Below are 18,151 nucleotides of genomic sequence, written 5' to 3' on the forward strand. Positions count from 1 at the left end.
AAAGGAGCGATGCACATGACCAGGATGCGCAGCACCGTCACCGCCGCCACGGTCGGCCTGCTGACCGCCGGCGTCGCCGCGATCGTCGTCGTCGCGGCCCCGGACGCCAGGGCCGCGACCCCCACCCCGGCCCAGCAGTGGACCGACGTGCAGAACCTGATCGGCCCCATCCGGGGCGTCTGGACCACCCAGGACTATGCCGGGGCGGTCAGCCGGTCGATGCCGGACACGGCCCTGCTCGGCAACGGTGACATCGGCGTCACCTCCGGCGGCGGCCCCGGGTACAAGACCTTCTCCGTGTCCAAGGGCAACTTCTGGGCCGGCAACCCGAACCCGTCGTTCGTCGCCCTCGGCGGCGTCACCATCGCACCGGCCACCAGCACGCCGTCGGCGAACCTGGCGCTCGGCGCGGTCGCCACCGCTTCCAGCGCCGACGCCAACTTCCCGGCGTCGCGGGCCGTCAACGGCCAGTGGGCCGCCGGGTATGAGGGCTGGGTGTCGCAGGTCGGCAAGCCGCAGATCCTGACCCTCGACCTGGGCAGTGCGAAATCGTTCACGCGGTACCTGGTCCGGCACGACGCGGCGGCCCGGCCGGCGGAGACCGCGAACGTGACGAAGAACTTCACCCTCCAGGTGTCCGGCGACGGCAGCACCTGGTCCACTGTGGACACGGTCACGAACAACACCGCCGCCACCACCGACCGGACCGTGGCGGCGCAGTCGGCGCGGTACGTCCGGCTGAACATCACCGAGCCCACCCAGGGCACCACCGCCGACTCGCAGACCAACCCGCGGGCCCGGATCGGCCAGATCGAGCTCTACGGCGCGGCGCCGGTGTCCAATGTGGCGCTCGGCGCCGCCGCATCGGCAACCAGCACCGAGGGCGGTTTCAGCCCGTCGCGGGCCGTCAACGGCCAGTGGGCCGCCGGGTATGAGGGCTGGGTGTCGCAGGTCGGCAAGCCGCAGATCCTGACCCTCGACCTGGGCAGCGCGAAATCGTTCACGCGGTACCTGGTCCGGCACGACGCGGCGGCCCGACCGGCGGAGACCGCCAACACCACGAAGAACTGGACCCTGCAGGTGTCCGGCAACGGCTCCACCTGGTCCACTGTGGACACCGTCACGAACAACACCGCCGCCACCACCGACCGGACGATCGCCGCGCAGAACGTGCGGTACGTCCGGCTCAACATCACCGAACCCACCCAGGGCACCACCACCGACTCGCAGACCAACCCGCGGGCCCGCATCGGCCAGATCGAGCTCTACGGCCCGGGATCCGGACCGACCACGCCACCGCCGTCCGGCGCGTTCCGCGAGGAACAGAACATCCTCAAGGGCGACGTCGACACCACCATGACCATCGGCGGCCAGCCGGTCACGATGAAGACCTGGACCGCCGCCAACGACAACCTCGTCGTCACCCAGATCCGCTCCACCGGCACCGGCACGGTCTCCCTGAAGGCCGAGACGTTCGCCGGCGCCGCCGACGCGCGCAGCGGCTTCACCAACACCGCCGGCGTCAACGGGCAGACCACGTGGGCGACCCGGCGCACCCCGACCGGCGGCAACTGGGTGTCCGAGGCGTCCCTCGCCACCCGGCTGATCGGCGGCACCGGCACCGCGTCGTCCTCCGGCGCGACCGCCCGCCTCACGTTCGACCTCGCGCCCGGCCAGACCGTCCAACTCGTCACCGCCGTCGCGGGCGGCGGGCAGAATCCCACCGGCACCGCAGCCAATGCCCAGAGTCTCGTCAACGCGCAGAGCAGCACCGCGCTCGACACGCAGTACACCACCCATCTGGACTGGTGGAAGCAATACTGGTTGAAGTCCTATCTCAACGTCGGCGACGACACCCTGCACCGGTACTACTACGGCGCGCTCTACCTGCTGGGTTCCTCGATCCGCGCGGGCAAGATGTCACCCGGCCTCTACGGCATCTGGGCGACCAGCGACTCGCCGCAGTTCAGCGGCGACATGCACCTCAACTACAACTACATGGCCAACTTCTACGGCGTGTACTCCACCAACCGCCCGGAGCTGGCGCTGCCCTACTTCGACCTGATCGGCGCCTACCTGCCGGAGGCGCGGCGGCGGGCGCAGCAGGACCTGAACCGCGTCAAACCCGACTACGTCGGCCGGCGCTTCCCGTCCGGCGGCATGCCGTCCGGGTTGCTGTTCCCGGTCGGCATCGCCCCCTACGGCGCCACCGCCGACAACAACTATCACCAGCAGGTCGGCAACTCGCTGTTCACCGCGACCCAGTACATCGCCTACTACGAGTACACCCGTGACCGGACGTTCCTGCAGAACACCGCCTACCCGGTGCTGAAGGAGGTGGCGGCGTTCTTCCAGAACTGGCTCGAGTACGACGCCGCGACGCAACGCTACAACCTGTGGTCCGGTCCGCACGAAGGCCTCTGGGGACGCAATTCCAGCCCCGACCTGGGCCTGCTGCGGTATGTCCTGTCGACGCTCGTCGACGCGTCGTTGGACCTCAACACCGATGCGTCGCTGCGCGGCACCTGGCAGAACATCCTGTCGCACCTGCCGCCCACCCCGACGACCGTCGCCAACGGACAGACCGTGTACGCCCTCGCCGACGCCGGCACGATCAGCGGCTCCGACACCCGGCCCATCCACCCCGGCGACAACACCGTCAACCTCGAGTTCATCCACCCCGGCTTCGGCCTCGGCCTGGGCTCATCCGCCACCGACCGGCAGATCGCCGTCAACACGCTCAACGCCATGAACTCCTGGGGGCAGGACAACAGCTTCCCGAAGGTCTTCACCCAGGCGGCCCGCGTCGGGTACCCGGCGCAGAGCCTCATCGACCAGCTCAAGAACCAGATCACCCAGAAGCTCGGGCCGAACCTGCGGATCAGGGACCCGTTCCACGGCCTGGAGAAGTCCGGCGCGGTCGAGGCCGTCGACAACCTGCTGCTGCAGAGCGACAACGGCGTCATCCGGGTCTTCCCCGTCTGGCCCACGTCCCGCAACGCCCAGTTCGTCAACCTCCGCGAGAAGGGCGCGTTCCTGGTGTCCAGCCAGCTCAGCGGCGGCCAGGTCACCTACGTCGACATCACCAGCCAGGCCGGGCGCCCGGTCGCGCTGCTCAACCCGTGGGGCAGCGGCCGGACGGTCACGGTCACCAGGGTGGGCGGTGGGACGGTCGCGCACACCACCCCGAACGGCACCATCACCTTCCCGACACAGTCCGGCGCGACCTACCAGATCGTGCCGACCTGATCTGTTCCGCCCGTGTCACGTCCCCGGCGGCGGGCCGCGCCGCCGGGGACGTCGCTCTCAGGTCCGGGCTCTCGGTGCGCCAGCCCGCCGCCACGAAGCGCGTACGCCGGATTGGTCGACGTAGCTGGTCGACGCGGAATGCCGGTCATCGAGCGTCGTGGCCTTGGGGTTGCCGCGCCCGGTCAATATAGAAGCTCCGTCTCGGGCCTCCCTCCGGAATCGGGTCCGACGCCGTGTTGCCGCGCATCTGCCGCGACGGTGCGTTCCACCTTCTGGCGACTTCCTCTGGGCGCTGATGGCCGGACTCAAGACGGGTGCCGCTGCTGTCGGTGACTTGGGCGTCTCTTTCGTTCACCCAAACCGCGATGTTCGCGATGCCGGCCGCCCGGTCGTCGTCCTCGAAGCGGTCGACGGTCAAGGCTGCCTCGTCGTCATGGTCGGAGCGGACGTGGAACGTTTCGTCCGGTTTCAGCCAGCGGTCCTCTCCCAACGGCTCCAACCAGAGCACCAGCCACCCGGCGGAGTCGTTGTGTACTTCCATGATCACCATGAGCACACTGTAGGCTCAGCGGCGCTCTGCGGCAGACGCGTCCCGGAGCAGCGCCGAAACCATGGCACGGCGGGCGCCTGTGTCCATGGACATCAACATCCACGAGGTCCAGTTGCACCCGCTTCGCACTCCGACCCACCCGCCGACGATGGCACCCAGTGAGCGAATCGTGGCGGATCAGTGCTCTTTGGATCGCCCGGTCGTCATCCGCCTCATGCCTGATCCTGCGCACGTTCGGGTCGGTCGCCGTGGATTTCGGCATGCATTGCTTGGACGAGCTGGTGGTACAACTTCGTGCACTCCGGTTGTCCGGCCCGGTCCGTGCCGGACGCCATGCGCGGCAACAGGTTCCACAGCGCGCGGTCATAGGTGTCGAGCACCTCTCGGACGGGACCGGTTGCGAGCAGCATGGTCTCGACCCGCACGGTCTCGTTGTCGGTGAGCGGACCGCGCAACTCCGCCGGCGGCCGGGCGATCACATCGGCCAGGTCCAGCGGAGCTTCGCTGCGCTGCCGGTGCAGGGTATTCGCTGTGTCGAACAGCCGCTGGGCCGTCACCAGATACCGTGCGTAGACTTCCCGGCGGGTGGCTCGCAGTTCCCGCTCGGAGGCGAAACGTTGCTCCAGGCGCAGGCGTTCCTGCTGCCAGCGATGGCTGAGCATGGCGGTGATGAGCCCGACCGCCGCCGTCACGAGCACACCGCCGAGCGTCCCGACGACTGTCAACCACCCCGCCATGACGTCATCAAATCATTTCGATACCACCGCAGTCGACGTACTTCCGCCCCGACAGTCTGTGCGATGAAGGCGTCCGGTGTCGCAGCCAACAGTCGGTTCCGGGGCGACCGAGCGGGGGGTGTCGTGGACGAGCTCCGGGCGTCGCGCCGTGATGGACTTCCGGCCGACTCGCCTTGTGGACAGAACAGGAAGCTGCGGCATTTCGTTCAGTCCTGTGTCTGGCAGCCCGGCGAGCCCGGCTGCGCAGCGATGCCGAAATGTGTGATGGTCATGTCGGCCACGTCGGCGGGACTCCGCCTGGTGTTGTCGATGCGCAGGTAGTCGGTACGGTCGTCGAACCTGCCGCCCGAGCCGAGGCGGTACTGCTGATCCAGTTCGAGCAGGTTGCGCTCCGAGAAGGCGACATCCCGCTTGGACGGCTTCTCCGCCAGGCGTGACACGCCGCGATTCCGCTGGAGCCGTTCCTCCTGGCTGGCCTCGAGCTCAAGGAAGAGGACCCGGCCGCCGCGTCGTCTGAACGGCTCCGCGAAGCCGTCCACTGCCACCTCGTCCTCGGGAAGGTCGAACGCCCAGACCAAGGTGAAGATCAGTCCGGGCAGATCGCTGGCCGCCACCTCTTCGATCAGGTCGCGACGGAACCCGTCAACCAGCCGCCCGAACGGCGGACTACCGAACGGGAAGAACCGAAGCACCGGCTCGATCGCCATGTGGTTGTGGAACAGCCGCAGGCTGGTCCGGGCGGCGATCTGCTCGCCAACGGTCATCTTTCCCACGGCCGGCGGCCCGACGATGAAGAGCAATGTCCCGGTCACCTCGCCAACGCTAGCCGTCCTCAACCGTACGATCGAGGCATTTACCGACCGGCCGCGTCGACGCGGCAACCGCCCGCTGGCCCGGTTCAGGGGCTCAGCTCGCCGACCGCTTTGAGTGCCTCCTCGAGTGCGGCCTCGGCCGGCGGATCGGGCAGCGTGCCCCGGCGTGCGGCGAGCCTTGCGAGGAGGTCCGGCCGGGCCAGCCAGTCGGTTACCTGGCCGGGGCCGGGCCTGACGGTACCGTAGACACCCCCGGGTCTGCCGACCTGGAGGAACGCGTTCCACGCGCGTTCCCCGCTCCGGATGCGGGCGACCTCTCGGGCATATTCGGCGAGGTTGGCGAGCGTGGTCGCGTCGCCGGAGCGCTCCCAGTGCCTGAGGTACGGGCTGAGATCGTCCTCGATCAGCATGATCCCGGTCAGGACGGGCTCGAAGTGAGCCAGGTGCACGCCTTCGGCGAGGGCGGTCCGCCAGTGCACCATCGCCAGATCCCGCACCGCTGCCTGCTCGGCGGCCGGCCAGGTGGTGAATGCGCCGTACGCAAGGTGTCCGTAGACGATCTCGACATCCGGAAACTCGAAGCCTTCCGTTGCGGCAATCTCCAGGATCCGGGGGAGAAAGTGCTTCAGGTCGTCGAGGTCACCCCACAACATCAGCGAGTCCGCGACGTACTGCTCGAGGTCGTCGGGGGTCAGGTCGCGCAGCGGCACCCGATGCAGCGCCCGTTCCTCGTCGGCCGTGTGGCAGTGCAGGCACGGGTCGGTCCATTCCCGCAGCGGGTAGCCGGCGAAGCTCTCATACAGCAGCGTCACGGCCTCGCCGAGCATCCGGCTGGTCTGCTCGACCTCATCCATCGGCTCACCGTAGGCAACGCCGGCCGCTCCAGTCGAAGGCTTTTCGCTTCCCGCGCAGCGCGGCCGGCGGCAGGCACGGACGGCTGATCTTGGTGACAGTAGGCTGGCGGGTTCAACCGTGGAGATGCCATTGACAGGCGTAGGCAAGCTGACGTGACTGGAGGAATCGCATGCTGATGTCCACCCTGGCCGAGCCGCCGGGTCTGGTGTACGAGGTAAAAGGGCTCGTCTTCGCGGATGCCAAACTCAACGCGATCGGCGGCGGCAACCTGCCGAAAATGGTCAAGTCTCTGGTGGAGCAGGCTCTGCAACTCGGCGCGAACGGGATCGTTGACATCAGGACCGCCGTGGGCGGCGACGCTGGATGTTGCGTGATGACCGGGACGGCCGTTCTGATCGGACATACACCGGGCACGCCGTACTTCGGTGCGCAACTGCTGGATGCCACCCGCGGCGTCCAGATCGGTGTTGTCGCCGCAGGAGGCCCCGCAGAACGGCACGGGCTGCGCCCGGGCGATGTCGCGACGCACGCGGCCGGCGACGCCCTGACCGACGCCGCCGAATTGATCGGAATCATCAGGGCAGCCAACCCTGGGGATCAACTTGCGCTGAAGGTATGGCGAGACGGGTCGACCGTGAGCCTCACCGTCGTGCTCGGTTCCAGACCGGACTGAGCCGAACCGGCCCGTGGCGACGGCCGCGCCGAAACCCAAAAGTCCAGCTCGAGGGAATTGCTCCACGCGGCTCGGTCAGACCGGTAGTGGTTTCGTTCCGAGGCCCTTGATCGAGGCGCGGGCCTTCTTGCCCGGGTTGAACAGGGCGAAGCAGCGCACATAGCGGTCGCCCGCGTCCCACTGGAACTTGCTGACGCCTTCCCAGACGAGCCCGATGTCCACGCGGGCGTCGAACTGGGCCTGGGTGAGGCCCATGAACTTCGCGACGACCGGATAACACCGGTCGATCGTCCACTTCCTCAGGACGTCGTCGGCGGGGAACGTGCCGCTGCCGCTCACCTGGATGGTGCCGACGAACTCGGCCTCGTGCGGCGTCGTGCAGCCGACCGGGGTCAGCTCGCTCAGGTCGCCCCACCAGCCGTCGGACTTCGTGGTGCCCCGGACGTCCAGGCACTGGATCGCCTTCGGAGCGTCCCCGGCCAGCGCACCCTTCAGTGACCCGGAGTTGAACGACATCCGGCTGTACACATTGGTCAGCGCGAAGACCGAGCAGACATAGGAGCGCAGACCGCCCCGCCACGGCCCGGGCAGCGGCAGCTGGACGTCGATGCCGAGCATGCCGTTGTGCCAATCGCCGCCGACGTAGTCGTTGACCGCCGCGCTGCAGGCGGTGTACGCCGCCTGGAACCCCGCGGAGCCCGCCGCCGGCGGCCCGGGCTCCTGCCCGTCGCTGCCCTCGACGGTGCCGACCAGCACGACCTCGAGCGTGTGCGCGCGCTCGCACTCGATCGGGGCGGCCCGCACGAACGCCGGGTCGAAGGACGTCTTCGACGGGCTGTCCAGGCACATCCCGACGCTCGGCACGTCGAACTTGGGCGCCGCCATCGGTTGCCAGTCGTCGAGCAGGTTGCCGTCGGTCCCGGCGACGGGCTTGCCGCAGCCCGACACCCCGAGCAGCACCCCGACCAGCACGGTGGCAATCGATGTTATCGTCCTATTTCCCCGTGAAACCACCGGGCGACTTTCCGCGACGGCGGCCGATCTTGTCAATGGCCGGTCAGCCATTGCGCCGACCCCGAACGGACCGGACCGGGTGCGCCGGCGGAAGGCGTCAGCGCGCGTCGAGGACGTCGACGATGACGCGCAGCGCGCCGGCCGGCGCGTGCGGGTTCGCCTCTCGGTCGTACGTCATGTTCGGTGGGATGTCGAGCTGGACGCGGCTGCCGACCTTGACCCCGACCAGCCCGCGGTCCAGGCCCGCGATCACCTGGATCGTCCGTCCGAGCTGGCCCAGCCCGACAGCCACGTCAACGGTGGACTTCCGCGACCACGTCGAGTCGATGACCTTGCCGTCACGCAGGGTGGCAATGACATAGTTCGTGGTGATCGTCTGGCCCGGCGTGACGGCCGCGCAATGGCCCAGAATCAGGACGATCACGGCCAATTCGTCCGGCTCGGTGGCACCCGCGGTGATTGTCGGCGCGGTCGCGAGGCGCTCGTCGAATCCGTCGCGCAGCGGCGGGAACGCGGCGCGTGGTTCGTGGCTGCAGGACGGATCGGCACTCGGACTCGGCGACGCGACCGCGTGCACGCCCGTCTGCGCCGGCCCGGGCTGCCGCGTGCAGGCCGCCGGTGCCGTGAGGAGCAGCACGGCGGCGACCAGCGGGCCGAAGCGAATGATCATGCGGAGATGTATACAGGTCTGCCAGGCCGTCGTCAGTCGGCGGTCCGCACCGTGGCGTCGCGGGTCGCGGCCCAGGCGGCGAGCAGTTGCAGGCCGTCGCCGGAGGAGGAGCCCGGCTCGGCGGAGTACGTCAGGAGCACCAGCTGATCGTCGCCGGGCAGTTGGAACGCCTCGAAGTCCAACTCCAGGTCACCGACGGCCGGGTGGCGGAGACGCTTCACGCCGTAGCGGTGCGCGTAGACGTCCTGGGCGGCCCACAGGCCGCGGAAGGGTTCGCTGCGCATGGACAGCTCACCGATCAGGTTCACCAGGTGCTGGTCGTCCGGATGCTGGGCGGCGGCGGTGCGCAGCGCGGCGACCGCGGCCCGGGCCACCAGCGCCCACTCCGGGTAGAACGCCTGCGCGTGCGGGTTGAGGAAGGTGAACCGCGTCGAGTTCACCGGCAGGGCGGCGCCCGTGGCGAACATCGGCGCGTAGAGGGCCATGCCCAGCGGGTTCGCGGCCAGGATGTCGAAGCGGTGGTTGCGCAGGAACGCCGGGACGCCGGTCATGGAGTCGAGCACCCGGCGGATCGTGGGCCGGATCTCGGGAGCCTTGTCCCGGCGGGCGCGGGTGCGGGCAGACTGGGGGCCGGCGGCGCGGGCGAGGAGGTGCAGGTGCGCGGTCTCGGTCTCGTTGAGTTGCAGCGCGCGGGCGACGCCGTCCAGGACGCTGTCGGAGACGCCGGCGAGGTTGCCGCGTTCCAGCCGGATGTAGTACTCGACGCTGACCCCGGCCAAGGCGGCGACCTCGCCCCGGCGCAGCCCGGCGACCCGGCGGCCACCATACGCGGGGATTCCGGCCTGCTCCGGGGTCACCTTCGCCCGGCGTGAGCTCAGGAACGCGCGCACCTCGCTGCGATTGTCCACGTGCCCAAGGCTAAGCCGCTCACCCGGCGGGAGGGGGTCCCTGGCAGAACCCCTTTCAGCGGTGTCTCCCTGCCGGACGTGGGTAGGTGTTTGCTCGAAGGGACAACGAGAAGGGACAACGAAGGGAACACCACCATGCGAGCCATCCCGCACCTGACGCTCAACAACGGCGTCGAGCTGCCCGCCATCGGGTTCGGCGTGTTTCAGACGCCGCCGGACGAGACCCGGACCGCGGTCGACGCCGCGCTGGCGGCAGGGTACCGGCACATCGACACCGCCGCCGCGTACAACAACGAGCGGCAGGTCGGCGAGGCGATCGCCAAGTCCGGCGTCGACCGCGCCGAGGTCTTCATCGAGACGAAGATCTGGATCAGTGACTACGGTTATGACGAGACGCTGCACGGCTTCGACAAGAGCGCCGGCAAGCTCGGCGTCGACCAGATCGACCTGCTCATCCTGCACCAGGCGCTGCCGTCGGAGTTCGGCAGGACCCTGGAGGCGTACCGGGCGCTGGAGACGTTGCTCGCCGGCGGTAGGGTACGAGCCATCGGCGTCTCCAACTTCATGGTCGAGCACCTCACGGCGTTGCTGGACAAGGCGACGGTCGTGCCGGCGGTGAACCAGATCGAGGTGCACCCGTACTTCGCGCAGCGGCAGGTGCAGGCGTTCGGCGCGCGGCACGGCATCCTCGCACAGGCGTGGTCACCGATCGGCGGCATCACCTTCTACCGCGACAGCCCGCACACCAGCACCCTGCAGGACCCGGTGATCGGCGAGATCGCCGCGGCCACCGGCAAGACCCCGGCGCAGGTGATGCTGCGCTGGCACCTGCAGCAGGGGCGTTCGGTGATTCCCAAGTCGACGAAACCGGCGCGCATCGCGGAGAACCTCGACGTCTTCGACTTCGACCTCACCGGCGAGCAGCTGGCCGCGATCGACGCCCTCGACACCGACACCCGTGGCGGCCCCGCGCCGGAGGCCATCACGATGGCGACCTTCGGCCGGCCGATCCCAGAAGCCTGATCTACCAGGAGGACACAGCATGCGTACCGCCAAACTCGGCGAACTCGAGGTCTCCCGCATCGGACTCGGTGCGATGGGGATGTCGCACGGCTACAGCGGCGCCGGCAGCGACGACGACGAGTCGATCCGCACCATCCACCGGGCGATCGAGCTCGGGGTCACGCTGATCGACACTGCGGAGATCTACGGCCCGTACGTCAACGAGAAGCTCGTCGGCCGGGCCCTGCGGGGTCGCCGCGACGAGGTGGTGCTGGCCACCAAGTTCGGCCTGGTCTCCCACGACGGCCGTGTCCCGGCGGGCCTGGACAGCAGCCCGGCCAACATCCGGGCCGCCGTCGAAGGCTCGCTGCGGCGCCTCGGCACCGACCGCATCGACCTGTACTACCAGCACCGCGTCGACCCGAGCACCCCCATCGAGGACACCATGGGCGCCCTCGCGGACCTGGTGCAGGCCGGCAAGATCCGCTCCGTCGGCCTGTCCGAGGCCTGGGTCGACACGATCCGCCGGGCCCACGCCGTGCACCCGGTCACCGCCCTGCAGTCCGAGTACTCGCTGTGGACGCGGGACCAGGAGCAGCTCCTGCCCGTGCTGCGTGAGCTGGGCATCGGCCTGGTGGCGTACTCCCCGCTCGGCCGCGGCTTCCTCACCGGCGCCCTGCGCACCCAGGCCGATGTGGAACGCCTCGACGACAGCGACTTCCGCAAGAACAACCCGCGCTTCACCGGCGAGAACCTCCAGCACAACCTGCGCCTCGCCGCGCAGGTGCAGGCGATCGCCGACCAGATCGGCGTCACCTCGGCCCAGGTCGCCCTGGCCTGGCTGCTGGCCCAGGGCGACGACATCGTCCCCATCCCCGGCACCAAGCGGGTGCACCGCGTGGAGGAGAACGCCGCCGCCGACGCCGTCACGCTCACGCCGGAGCAGGTCGCCACGCTCACCGCCCTGCCCGTCGCCGAGGGCGGCCACCACACCGACGAGCAGATGCGGGTGATCGAGCGCTGATCAGGAGTCCAGCACGGTGACGGTCTGGCCGGGGAACCGGGCCTGTTCGGCCTCCTGGACCATCGCCGCGGCAACCGTTGCCCGGGTCACGCCGCGGGGGAACAGCCGGTGAAGGAGCGAGGCCAGGGTCATCGTGCGCGGGGACGGAGAGGCCTGGCCGCCGGTCATCGGGCCGACGTGGAACACGGTGCCGCCGGCGGCGATGACCGTTGCGTCGGCTTCGACCTTGTCGGGGAGTTCACTGCGCATCAGGAGGCGCAGCATGGTGCGCGTGAGCGCCCCGGCAGGGGCCGCCGACGGGCCGGTTCCCAGGGCGCCGAGCCAGATGATCCGGTCGACACCGGCGGCGACGGCGGCCTGAGCGCCGGCGGTAAGGGTGCCGGGGGCGGAGCCCTTTACGGCGCCGAGGCCGGACAGCAGCACGTCGCATTCGGCGACGGCGGCGGCGATCGAGGCCGGATCTCGCACGTCGCCGGCGACCGTGGTGAGTCCGGGCAGGGTGGGTACGCGTGCCGGGTCGCGGGCAACGGCCGTCACCGACAGGCCCCGGGCGAGGGCGGCGGTGACCATGAGTCTCCCGGTGGCGCCGGTGGCGCCGAGCACTGCGATACGCATGGGCATTCCCGTCAGAGCGAGGTTTGCAGGACGTTGAGGGCTGCGGCGTGCACACCCGGCGCGGCGGCGACGTAGCCGGGGCTCGTGACGTCCCAGGGTCTGCCGTCGAAGTCGGTGACGATGCCGCCCGCCTCACGGACCAGGAGCACCGGACCGATGTGGGAGCGCACGTTTTCGAACTGCCAGTGCACGTCAGTGCGGCCCGCGGCGACCTGGGCGAGCTCGTGGCTCACCGGGACGGAAAGGCGCACGTACAGCGCGTGCTGCAGCATCGCGGTGATCGAGGCGCCGATGCGGTGCGCCACCGGAGCCGAGTGGCTGGGCCTGGCCTGACCGGTGCCGGTCAGGGCGACGCTCAGGTCGGTCTTCGCGGATACCGTCATCCGGGCGCCGTTGCGGAACGCGCCGCCGCCGGCCGTGGCGGTGAACAGCTCGCCGGTCAGCGGCGAGTGGAGCACCGCGAAGGCGGGCCGGCCGTCGCGCACCAGCGTGACGCCGATGTTCCAGCCGGTCATCCCGTGCACGAGGTTGAGGTTGCCGCCGACGGGGTCGACGACCCAGCGTTCGCCGGCCGGCATCGGACCGGTCCCGTGTTCGTCGTCCTCCCAAGCGGCGGCGGGCAGGGCGGCCCGCAGGAAGTCGGCGACGGTGGCGTCGTTGCGCCGCAGGCCGGCGAACAGTTCGTCGCTGGTCGCGGCGCGGTTGTCGGGCGAAGAGAGGCGGAGCAGGCGGGCGCCGGCCTCCCTGACAAGCGCAGTGGTGCTGGTGAGCAGGTCGGTCATGACTCAAGTCTTGGTTGCGCCGTCAGGTAAGTCCAATGCACTCTTGTGAAGCTAAGGTTTACCGTCATGCAACTGGATCTCAACCTGTTGACCACGCTGGACGCCCTGCTGACGGAGGGCAGCGTGATGGGGGCGGCGGAGCGGCTCCACCTGTCCTCGCCCGCGGTCAGCCGCTCGCTCGGCCGGATCCGCAGGCTGACCGGCGACGACATCCTCGTGCGGACGGGCCGTTTCATGACCCCGACCCCGTACGCCCTGGCGGTCCGGGAGCAGGTGAGCGGGCTGATCCGGCAGGCGAACGCGGTGCTGGCGCCGAGCCGCGACCTGGACCTGGCGGCGTTGGAGCGCACCTTCACGCTGCAGTGCCACGACGCGCTGACCACCGCGGTCGCGCCCCTGCTGCTGGCTTCGATCGCCGCGCAGGCCCCGGGTGTACGGCTGCGGTTCCTCACCGAGACGGCGGTGGACACCGATGACCTCCGGCACGGCCGGGTGGACCTGGAGATCGGCGCAACCACCCCGGAACTGCCGGAGGTCCGGACCGAAACCGTCGGTCACGACCGCCTCGTCGTGGCGCTGCGCGCAGACCACCCGTGCGTCGGGCGCCTGGACCTGGAGTCGTACGCGGCCCAACCGCACCTGCTCGTCTCCCGTCGCGGGCGGTTGAGCGACCCGGTGGACGAGATGCTCGCATCGCACGGCCTGCGCCGCCGGGTGCTGGCGGCGGTCGGCACCACCGCGGCGGCCCTGCACGTCGTCAGCCGCGGCGACGCGCTGCTGACCGTGCAGGACGTCATGTGCCGGCCGCTGATCGCGGCGTTCGGGCTGACCACCGAACCCCTGCCCGAACCCCTGGGCCTGCCGTCGCCGCCGATCGTGTGCAACTGGCATCAGCGGTACGACACGGACCCCGGCCACGCGTGGCTGCGCGCGCAGGCGCGGGACGTGCTGCGAACGATCCTGGCCGCGGCCGAGGCGCCGTGAACCGGGCAGCCGTCAGTGCAGCGCCGCCACCGCGGCCTCGATCACCGTGCCGGGCGGGCTGACGACGTCGGGCACGACGCCGACGCCCTCCCAGTTGGTGCCGGTGACGCTGTCGATGACGTAGGCCTCGGGCAGGTGCGCCAGGACCGTCGGCGCCAGCCGGATCGGCGTGATGTGATCGGCGGCACCGGGCGTGGTCTCACCCACGACGACAACCCTGCCCCGTGCCTGCAGGTGATAGGCGAGCGCTTCGCCGGACGAGAACGTGCCCTGGCCGACGATGACGGCGACCGGCTGCCGCAGGCTCGTGCCGGACGGCAGGGCGGGCGTCCACCACTGGCGCCGCCGGTCCGGGTAGACGACCTCGGACAGCTGCGTCGGTGTATCGCCGAGCAGCCGGCCGGCGATGTGCGCCACCGTCGCCGGGTCGCCGCCCCCGTTGGCGCGCAGGTCGAGCAGGATCCGGGCGGAGCCGTGGGCGAGGGCGAACGCGGCGTCGAGATACGGCTGGGCGAGGCTGACGGCGTCGAGGTCGTCGACGCTGATGAGGCAGGTGCCGTCCGCCAGCCGCCGCACCTGCGAGACGCACGCGGCCCGGGCCCGGACCACGGCCGGGTCGGGATCAGGCCAGCCCGGCGACTCGGTGTCGGGCCGGGCGGTGCCGCCGGGCTCGAAGGCGAGCGCGAGATGGCGGGAGACCGTCCACGCACACTGTTCGATCGCCACGCAATCGGCGCCGGTGACCGTGGTGTCCACGGCATCAAAACGTTCGGTGAGCACGGCGATGAGCGCGTCGCGGCGCGCGCCGGGTGGCATCAGCCGGGCCAGCCAGTCGGTGAGCCGCTCAACGAGGTCATGCACCAGCAGGGCGTCGGACATGACCGAACGGTAGAGCAGCGGGTCCGCGTCCAGCAGCCTCGACCGCTACGCCCGCAGCGAACCCGTCCTGCCGGTGACCGGCCACGAGGCGGATCAGTGGCCCAGATGCAGGGGGAGGATCGCTGCGGTTGTCACCGCCAGGTCGCGGTCGAGCACGTCTTCCTGCGGGATGAACACCATCGCCCGTCCTTCGCCGACAGTCACGTCCCGCTGTACCGCGTGGGTCGTGCCGTGGAAGACGTGCATGGTCACCGTGTGCGGGAAGCCCGCCTCGTACGGACGAGGGCCGCTCCACAACAGTCGGAGGTCTTCCACCGTGAGGCCTGTCTCCTCGAGCAGCTCCCGGTGTGCCGCCTGTTCCGGCGTCTCACCCGGCTCGACATGGCCGCCGGGCAAGCTCCATTGATTCGGCGAGACCGGGGTCCGATCATCGCGATGCTGCATGAGGATTGCCCCCGATGGGTCGACGAGGAGCACCAACGCGACTTCATAGCTGGCCACAGCGAGATCATGCCAAAGCCACGCACCGAGAGGTCAGAACTCCACGTCGAGGGTGACCAGCCGGTGGCCGAGCGGCGGGGCCACGTGCAGGTCCGGGCGCTGGTACGCCGGCCGCAGGTGTGGGAACCGGTCCAGCAGGATCCGGAAGCACTCGTCGGCCTCCATCCGGGCCAGCGCCGCACCCAGGCAGTAGAAGGCGCCCATCCCGAAGGCGGTGTGGCGGTTGGGCTTGCGCGTGATGTCGAAGCGGTCCGGCTCCTCGAACACGTCGGGATCCCGGTTGCCGGCGAGCATGGCCAGGTAGAACTGCTCGCCGGCGGGGAACGCGTGCCCGGCCACCTCGACCGGCTCGCCGCTGACCCGCACGATCACCCCGGCCGGGCCGTCGCAGCGCAGCATCTCCTCGACGGCCGGAGCGGTGAGCGTGGGGTCCGACCTGAGCAGCGCGAGCTGGTCCGGGTTGTCGAAGAGCAGCCGCAGGCCGTTGGCGATCAGGCCCGCGGTGGTCTCGTGGCCGGCGAACAGCAGCAGCACGCAGTTGGCGACGATCTCGTCCTCGGTGACGGTGCCGTCGCGTTCCGCGGCGACGAACATGCTCAGGATGTCCTCGCGGGGCTGCCGGCGCCGCTGCTCGACCAGGACGCGCAGGTAGTCCTGCATCTCCAGGACGCTGCGCTGCGCCTGCCGCAGCCGGTCCATGTCCGCGAGCTGGAAGACCGCGAGGATGTCGCGGGACCAGACCTGCAGCTGCAGGCGGTCGCCCGTCGGCATGCCCAGGATCTCGGCGATGACGTTGGCCGGCAGCGGATACGCCAGGTCCTTGACGACGTCCATGCGCCCGTGCGGCGCCACCGCGTCGAGCAGCTCGTGGGTGATCTCGCGGACCCGCGGGCGCAGGGCGTCGACGGTGACCGGCGTGAAGTACCGCTTCAGCAGCTGCTGGAAACGGACATGGTCGGCCGGGTCGGTGTGCCCCATCCACAGCTGGATCGAGCGGCGCAACGGCAGCAGCTCCTCCTGCTCCGCCGCGCTCAGCCGCTCCAGGCCCTTGCCCAGGTTGGCGGTGTCCAGCCGGCGGTCCTTGAGCGCCGCGACGATGTCCGCGTGCCGGGTCAGCAGATACGCGCCGAGCTGCGGGACCTGGCTGACCGGGCTCTCGGCCCGGATCCGGTGCAGCAATGGCATCGGCTCGGCCATCGCCTCGGGTGTGAAGATGTCATACGACCGCATGCCCCGATCCTCGCCGACGCATCGGCCGATGGCTATGTCTGCGGCGGTGCCGGATTTGGCGACGGGTGTACCTCGGGCTTGGTGGAGAGGACCTCGCGGACCTGTTCGGCGGCGCGGAAGATGCTCTCGCTGATGAAGTCGCTGAAGCGGGCGATGTTCTCCAGGCGGACGGCGGCCGGGTTGCCGGGGCCGAGGACGGTGACGCCGCGCCGGGCGATGTCGGCGACCTGGGCGATGCCCCGGGCGCTGGCGATCGTCGACTGATACCAGACGTCGTCGTTGACGGAGTAGCGGTCGCGGCGGCGTTCGTCGCGGCTGCGGCGGACGAGGCCCTGCTCCTCGAGGAACGCCACGGCCTTGGAGACCGATGCCGGGCTGACCTGGAGGTGCTGGACGAGTTCGGACGCGGTGAGGCTGCCCGCGTCGGCGACGAGGAGGCAGGCGAGGACGCGGGCCCCCATCTTGGGCAGGCCCTGCTGCATGAACAGGGTGGTGAACGACTCCTCGTACTCACGCACGGCCTCGTCGTCGCGGCCGGGGGCCGGGGTGCCCGCGGGCTGGGTGGGACGGCGCCGGTGGGCGCGGTGTTCAGTGGCGCGGTGGGCCAGGTCGGCGCGGTATGCGGTGGGGCCGCCGTTGCGCATCACCTCGCGCGTGATCGTCGAGGTGGGCCGGTCGAGCCCTCTGGCGATCTCCGCGTAGGCGAGGCTGTCGGCCAGCCCCAGCGCGATCTTCTGGCGTTCCTGCTGGGTGAGTCTGCCTCCCGGCACGGTGATCTCCCTTCGTGGTGCCCCCAGCGTAGCGTTCCTTGCAGGCCAATGCAACGCAACAGCAGCGGATCATTGCATTAGGCGCCAGCCCGTTGCAACGAAATAGGTGTCGTGAGCTGGGATGATCCAGATGTGAAGCAATGATTGTGTTGCGAGATCTGGAAAGGCAACGTAGCGTTTCGAACGTCAGAAACACCCGGAACGAACCCAGGAGCGCATGATGCAGCACTTCGACACCCCGGCCCCGATCGCCGCCGTCCTGGACATCCCCGCGGGGCGCATCCAGGTCATCGCCGCCGACCGCACCGACACCGTGGTCGAGGTCCGGCCGGCCGACCCGTCCAAGAACCGCGACGTCCGCACCGCCGGGATGACCACGGCCGACTACGCCGACGGCGTCCTGCGGGTCCGCACCGCCGAGGCCGGGAACAAGCTCATCGGCCACTCCGGATCGGTGGAGGTCACCGTCCAGCTGCCGGTGGGTTCGCGGGTCGAGGCCAGGTCCGCCGCCGCCGAGCTGCGGGGTGTCGGCCGGCTCGGTGACGTCGCCTTCGACGGTGCGTACCGCCAGATCAAGATCGACGAGGCGGCGAGCGTCCGCCTCGCCGCGGTCGACGGCGACGTCGTGGTCGGCCGGCTCAGCGGGCCGGCGGAGATCAGCACCGCCCGCGGCAGCATCCGGATCGCCGAGGCGGTCCGCGGCACGGTCGTGCTGCAGACCCGGTCCGGCGACATCGCGGTCGCCGCGGCGGCCGGGGTGTCGGCCGCGCTGGACGCCGGCACCGGCTACGGCCGGGTCAGCAACGCCCTCAAGAACACCGGCACCGCCGAGCTCGACATCCGCGCCACCACCGGCCAGGGCGACATCACCGCCCGCAGCCTCTGAGCCCGCAAGC

At 70.1% G+C, this 18,151-nt stretch carries 19 protein-coding genes; 6 read left to right on the forward strand and 13 right to left on the reverse strand.

Going from position 1 to position 18,151, the window contains the following annotated elements; genetic code table 11:
• Positions 1–15: 15 nt before the first annotated feature.
• Complete coding sequence (locus Dsi01nite_RS16065; RefSeq protein WP_203846949.1) at positions 16–3,249, forward strand: discoidin domain-containing protein; 3,234 nt, start codon at positions 16–18, stop codon at positions 3,247–3,249.
• A 145-nt stretch (positions 3,250–3,394) separates the two neighbouring features.
• On the opposite strand, the gene Dsi01nite_RS16070 is transcribed toward Dsi01nite_RS16065, so the two are convergent.
• The 4 genes from Dsi01nite_RS16070 to Dsi01nite_RS16085 all read right to left on the reverse strand — a co-directional run bounded on the left by Dsi01nite_RS16070 (position 3,395) and on the right by Dsi01nite_RS16085 (position 6,202).
• Entirely contained in the window at positions 3,395–3,799 is a 405-nt protein-coding gene (locus Dsi01nite_RS16070; RefSeq protein WP_203846950.1) for a hypothetical protein, read from the reverse strand.
• A 212-nt stretch (positions 3,800–4,011) separates the two neighbouring features.
• Positions 4,012–4,536 carry a hypothetical protein gene (locus tag Dsi01nite_RS16075; RefSeq protein WP_203846951.1) on the reverse strand — a complete coding sequence of 175 codons (525 nt, stop codon included), beginning with the start codon at positions 4,534–4,536 and terminating at the stop codon, positions 4,012–4,014.
• 206 nt (positions 4,537–4,742) lie between these two features.
• Entirely contained in the window at positions 4,743–5,348 is a 606-nt protein-coding gene (locus Dsi01nite_RS16080; RefSeq protein WP_203846952.1) for an ATP-binding protein, read from the reverse strand.
• A gap of 86 nt (positions 5,349–5,434) precedes the next feature.
• Entirely contained in the window at positions 5,435–6,202 is a 768-nt protein-coding gene (locus Dsi01nite_RS16085) for a hypothetical protein (RefSeq protein ID WP_203846953.1), read from the reverse strand.
• Positions 6,203–6,372: 170 nt separating this feature from the next.
• On the opposite strand from Dsi01nite_RS16085, the gene Dsi01nite_RS16090 reads away from it, so the two are divergent.
• Positions 6,373–6,876, forward strand: coding sequence for a PDZ domain-containing protein (locus Dsi01nite_RS16090; RefSeq protein WP_203846954.1), 504 nt, complete (start codon positions 6,373–6,375; stop codon positions 6,874–6,876).
• A 75-nt stretch (positions 6,877–6,951) separates the two neighbouring features.
• On the opposite strand, the gene Dsi01nite_RS16095 is transcribed toward Dsi01nite_RS16090, so the two are convergent.
• The 3 genes from Dsi01nite_RS16095 to Dsi01nite_RS16105 all read right to left on the reverse strand — a co-directional run bounded on the left by Dsi01nite_RS16095 (position 6,952) and on the right by Dsi01nite_RS16105 (position 9,468).
• Complete coding sequence (locus tag Dsi01nite_RS16095) at positions 6,952–7,848, reverse strand: septum formation family protein (RefSeq protein WP_203846955.1); 897 nt, start codon at positions 7,846–7,848, stop codon at positions 6,952–6,954.
• Between the two features lie 139 nt (positions 7,849–7,987).
• A complete protein-coding gene (locus Dsi01nite_RS16100) occupies positions 7,988–8,560 on the reverse strand; it encodes an FKBP-type peptidyl-prolyl cis-trans isomerase (protein ID WP_203846956.1) in 573 nt (190 codons plus the stop codon).
• Between the two features lie 32 nt (positions 8,561–8,592).
• The gene (locus Dsi01nite_RS16105; RefSeq protein ID WP_203846957.1) at positions 8,593–9,468 is read right to left on the reverse strand and encodes a helix-turn-helix domain-containing protein; all 876 of its coding nucleotides are present in this window, start codon (positions 9,466–9,468) and stop codon (positions 8,593–8,595) included.
• Positions 9,469–9,603: 135 nt separating this feature from the next.
• Here Dsi01nite_RS16105 and Dsi01nite_RS16110 point away from each other — a divergent pair, with 135 nt between their 5' ends.
• Complete coding sequence (locus Dsi01nite_RS16110) at positions 9,604–10,491, forward strand: aldo/keto reductase (RefSeq protein ID WP_203846958.1); 888 nt, start codon at positions 9,604–9,606, stop codon at positions 10,489–10,491.
• Between the two features lie 19 nt (positions 10,492–10,510).
• A complete protein-coding gene (locus tag Dsi01nite_RS16115) occupies positions 10,511–11,494 on the forward strand; it encodes an aldo/keto reductase (RefSeq protein ID WP_203846959.1) in 984 nt (327 codons plus the stop codon).
• Here Dsi01nite_RS16115 and Dsi01nite_RS16120 read toward each other — a convergent pair whose 3' ends face one another.
• Complete coding sequence (locus Dsi01nite_RS16120) at positions 11,495–12,109, reverse strand: NAD(P)-dependent oxidoreductase (RefSeq protein WP_203846960.1); 615 nt, start codon at positions 12,107–12,109, stop codon at positions 11,495–11,497. It abuts the gene before it with no gap.
• Positions 12,110–12,120: 11 nt separating this feature from the next.
• Positions 12,121–12,891: an inositol monophosphatase family protein gene (locus Dsi01nite_RS16125; RefSeq protein ID WP_203846961.1), complete on the reverse strand. Its 771-nt coding sequence runs from the start codon at positions 12,889–12,891 to the stop codon at positions 12,121–12,123.
• A 66-nt stretch (positions 12,892–12,957) separates the two neighbouring features.
• Here Dsi01nite_RS16125 and Dsi01nite_RS16130 point away from each other — a divergent pair, with 66 nt between their 5' ends.
• A complete protein-coding gene (locus Dsi01nite_RS16130) occupies positions 12,958–13,875 on the forward strand; it encodes a LysR family transcriptional regulator (protein ID WP_203846962.1) in 918 nt (305 codons plus the stop codon).
• A gap of 12 nt (positions 13,876–13,887) precedes the next feature.
• Here the strand turns inward: Dsi01nite_RS16130 and Dsi01nite_RS16135 are convergent, their stop codons facing one another.
• The 4 genes from Dsi01nite_RS16135 to Dsi01nite_RS16150 all read right to left on the reverse strand — a co-directional run bounded on the left by Dsi01nite_RS16135 (position 13,888) and on the right by Dsi01nite_RS16150 (position 17,255).
• Entirely contained in the window at positions 13,888–14,754 is an 867-nt protein-coding gene (locus Dsi01nite_RS16135; RefSeq protein ID WP_203846963.1) for a S41 family peptidase, read from the reverse strand.
• A gap of 93 nt (positions 14,755–14,847) precedes the next feature.
• On the reverse strand, positions 14,848–15,255 hold the full coding sequence (locus tag Dsi01nite_RS16140) for an NUDIX hydrolase (RefSeq protein WP_203846964.1): 408 nt from the start codon (positions 15,253–15,255) through the stop codon (positions 14,848–14,850).
• 33 nt (positions 15,256–15,288) lie between these two features.
• A complete protein-coding gene (locus tag Dsi01nite_RS16145; RefSeq protein ID WP_203846965.1) occupies positions 15,289–16,485 on the reverse strand; it encodes a cytochrome P450 in 1,197 nt (398 codons plus the stop codon).
• A gap of 32 nt (positions 16,486–16,517) precedes the next feature.
• On the reverse strand, positions 16,518–17,255 hold the full coding sequence (locus tag Dsi01nite_RS16150; protein WP_203846966.1) for a GbsR/MarR family transcriptional regulator: 738 nt from the start codon (positions 17,253–17,255) through the stop codon (positions 16,518–16,520).
• 217 nt (positions 17,256–17,472) lie between these two features.
• Between Dsi01nite_RS16150 and Dsi01nite_RS16155 the strand changes: the two genes are divergently transcribed.
• A complete protein-coding gene (locus tag Dsi01nite_RS16155) occupies positions 17,473–18,141 on the forward strand; it encodes a DUF4097 family beta strand repeat-containing protein (RefSeq protein WP_308442052.1) in 669 nt (222 codons plus the stop codon).
• Positions 18,142–18,151: the final 10 nt, after the last annotated feature.

Source organism: Dactylosporangium siamense, assembly GCF_016862795.1.
GTDB lineage: Bacteria > Actinomycetota > Actinomycetes > Mycobacteriales > Micromonosporaceae > Dactylosporangium > Dactylosporangium siamense.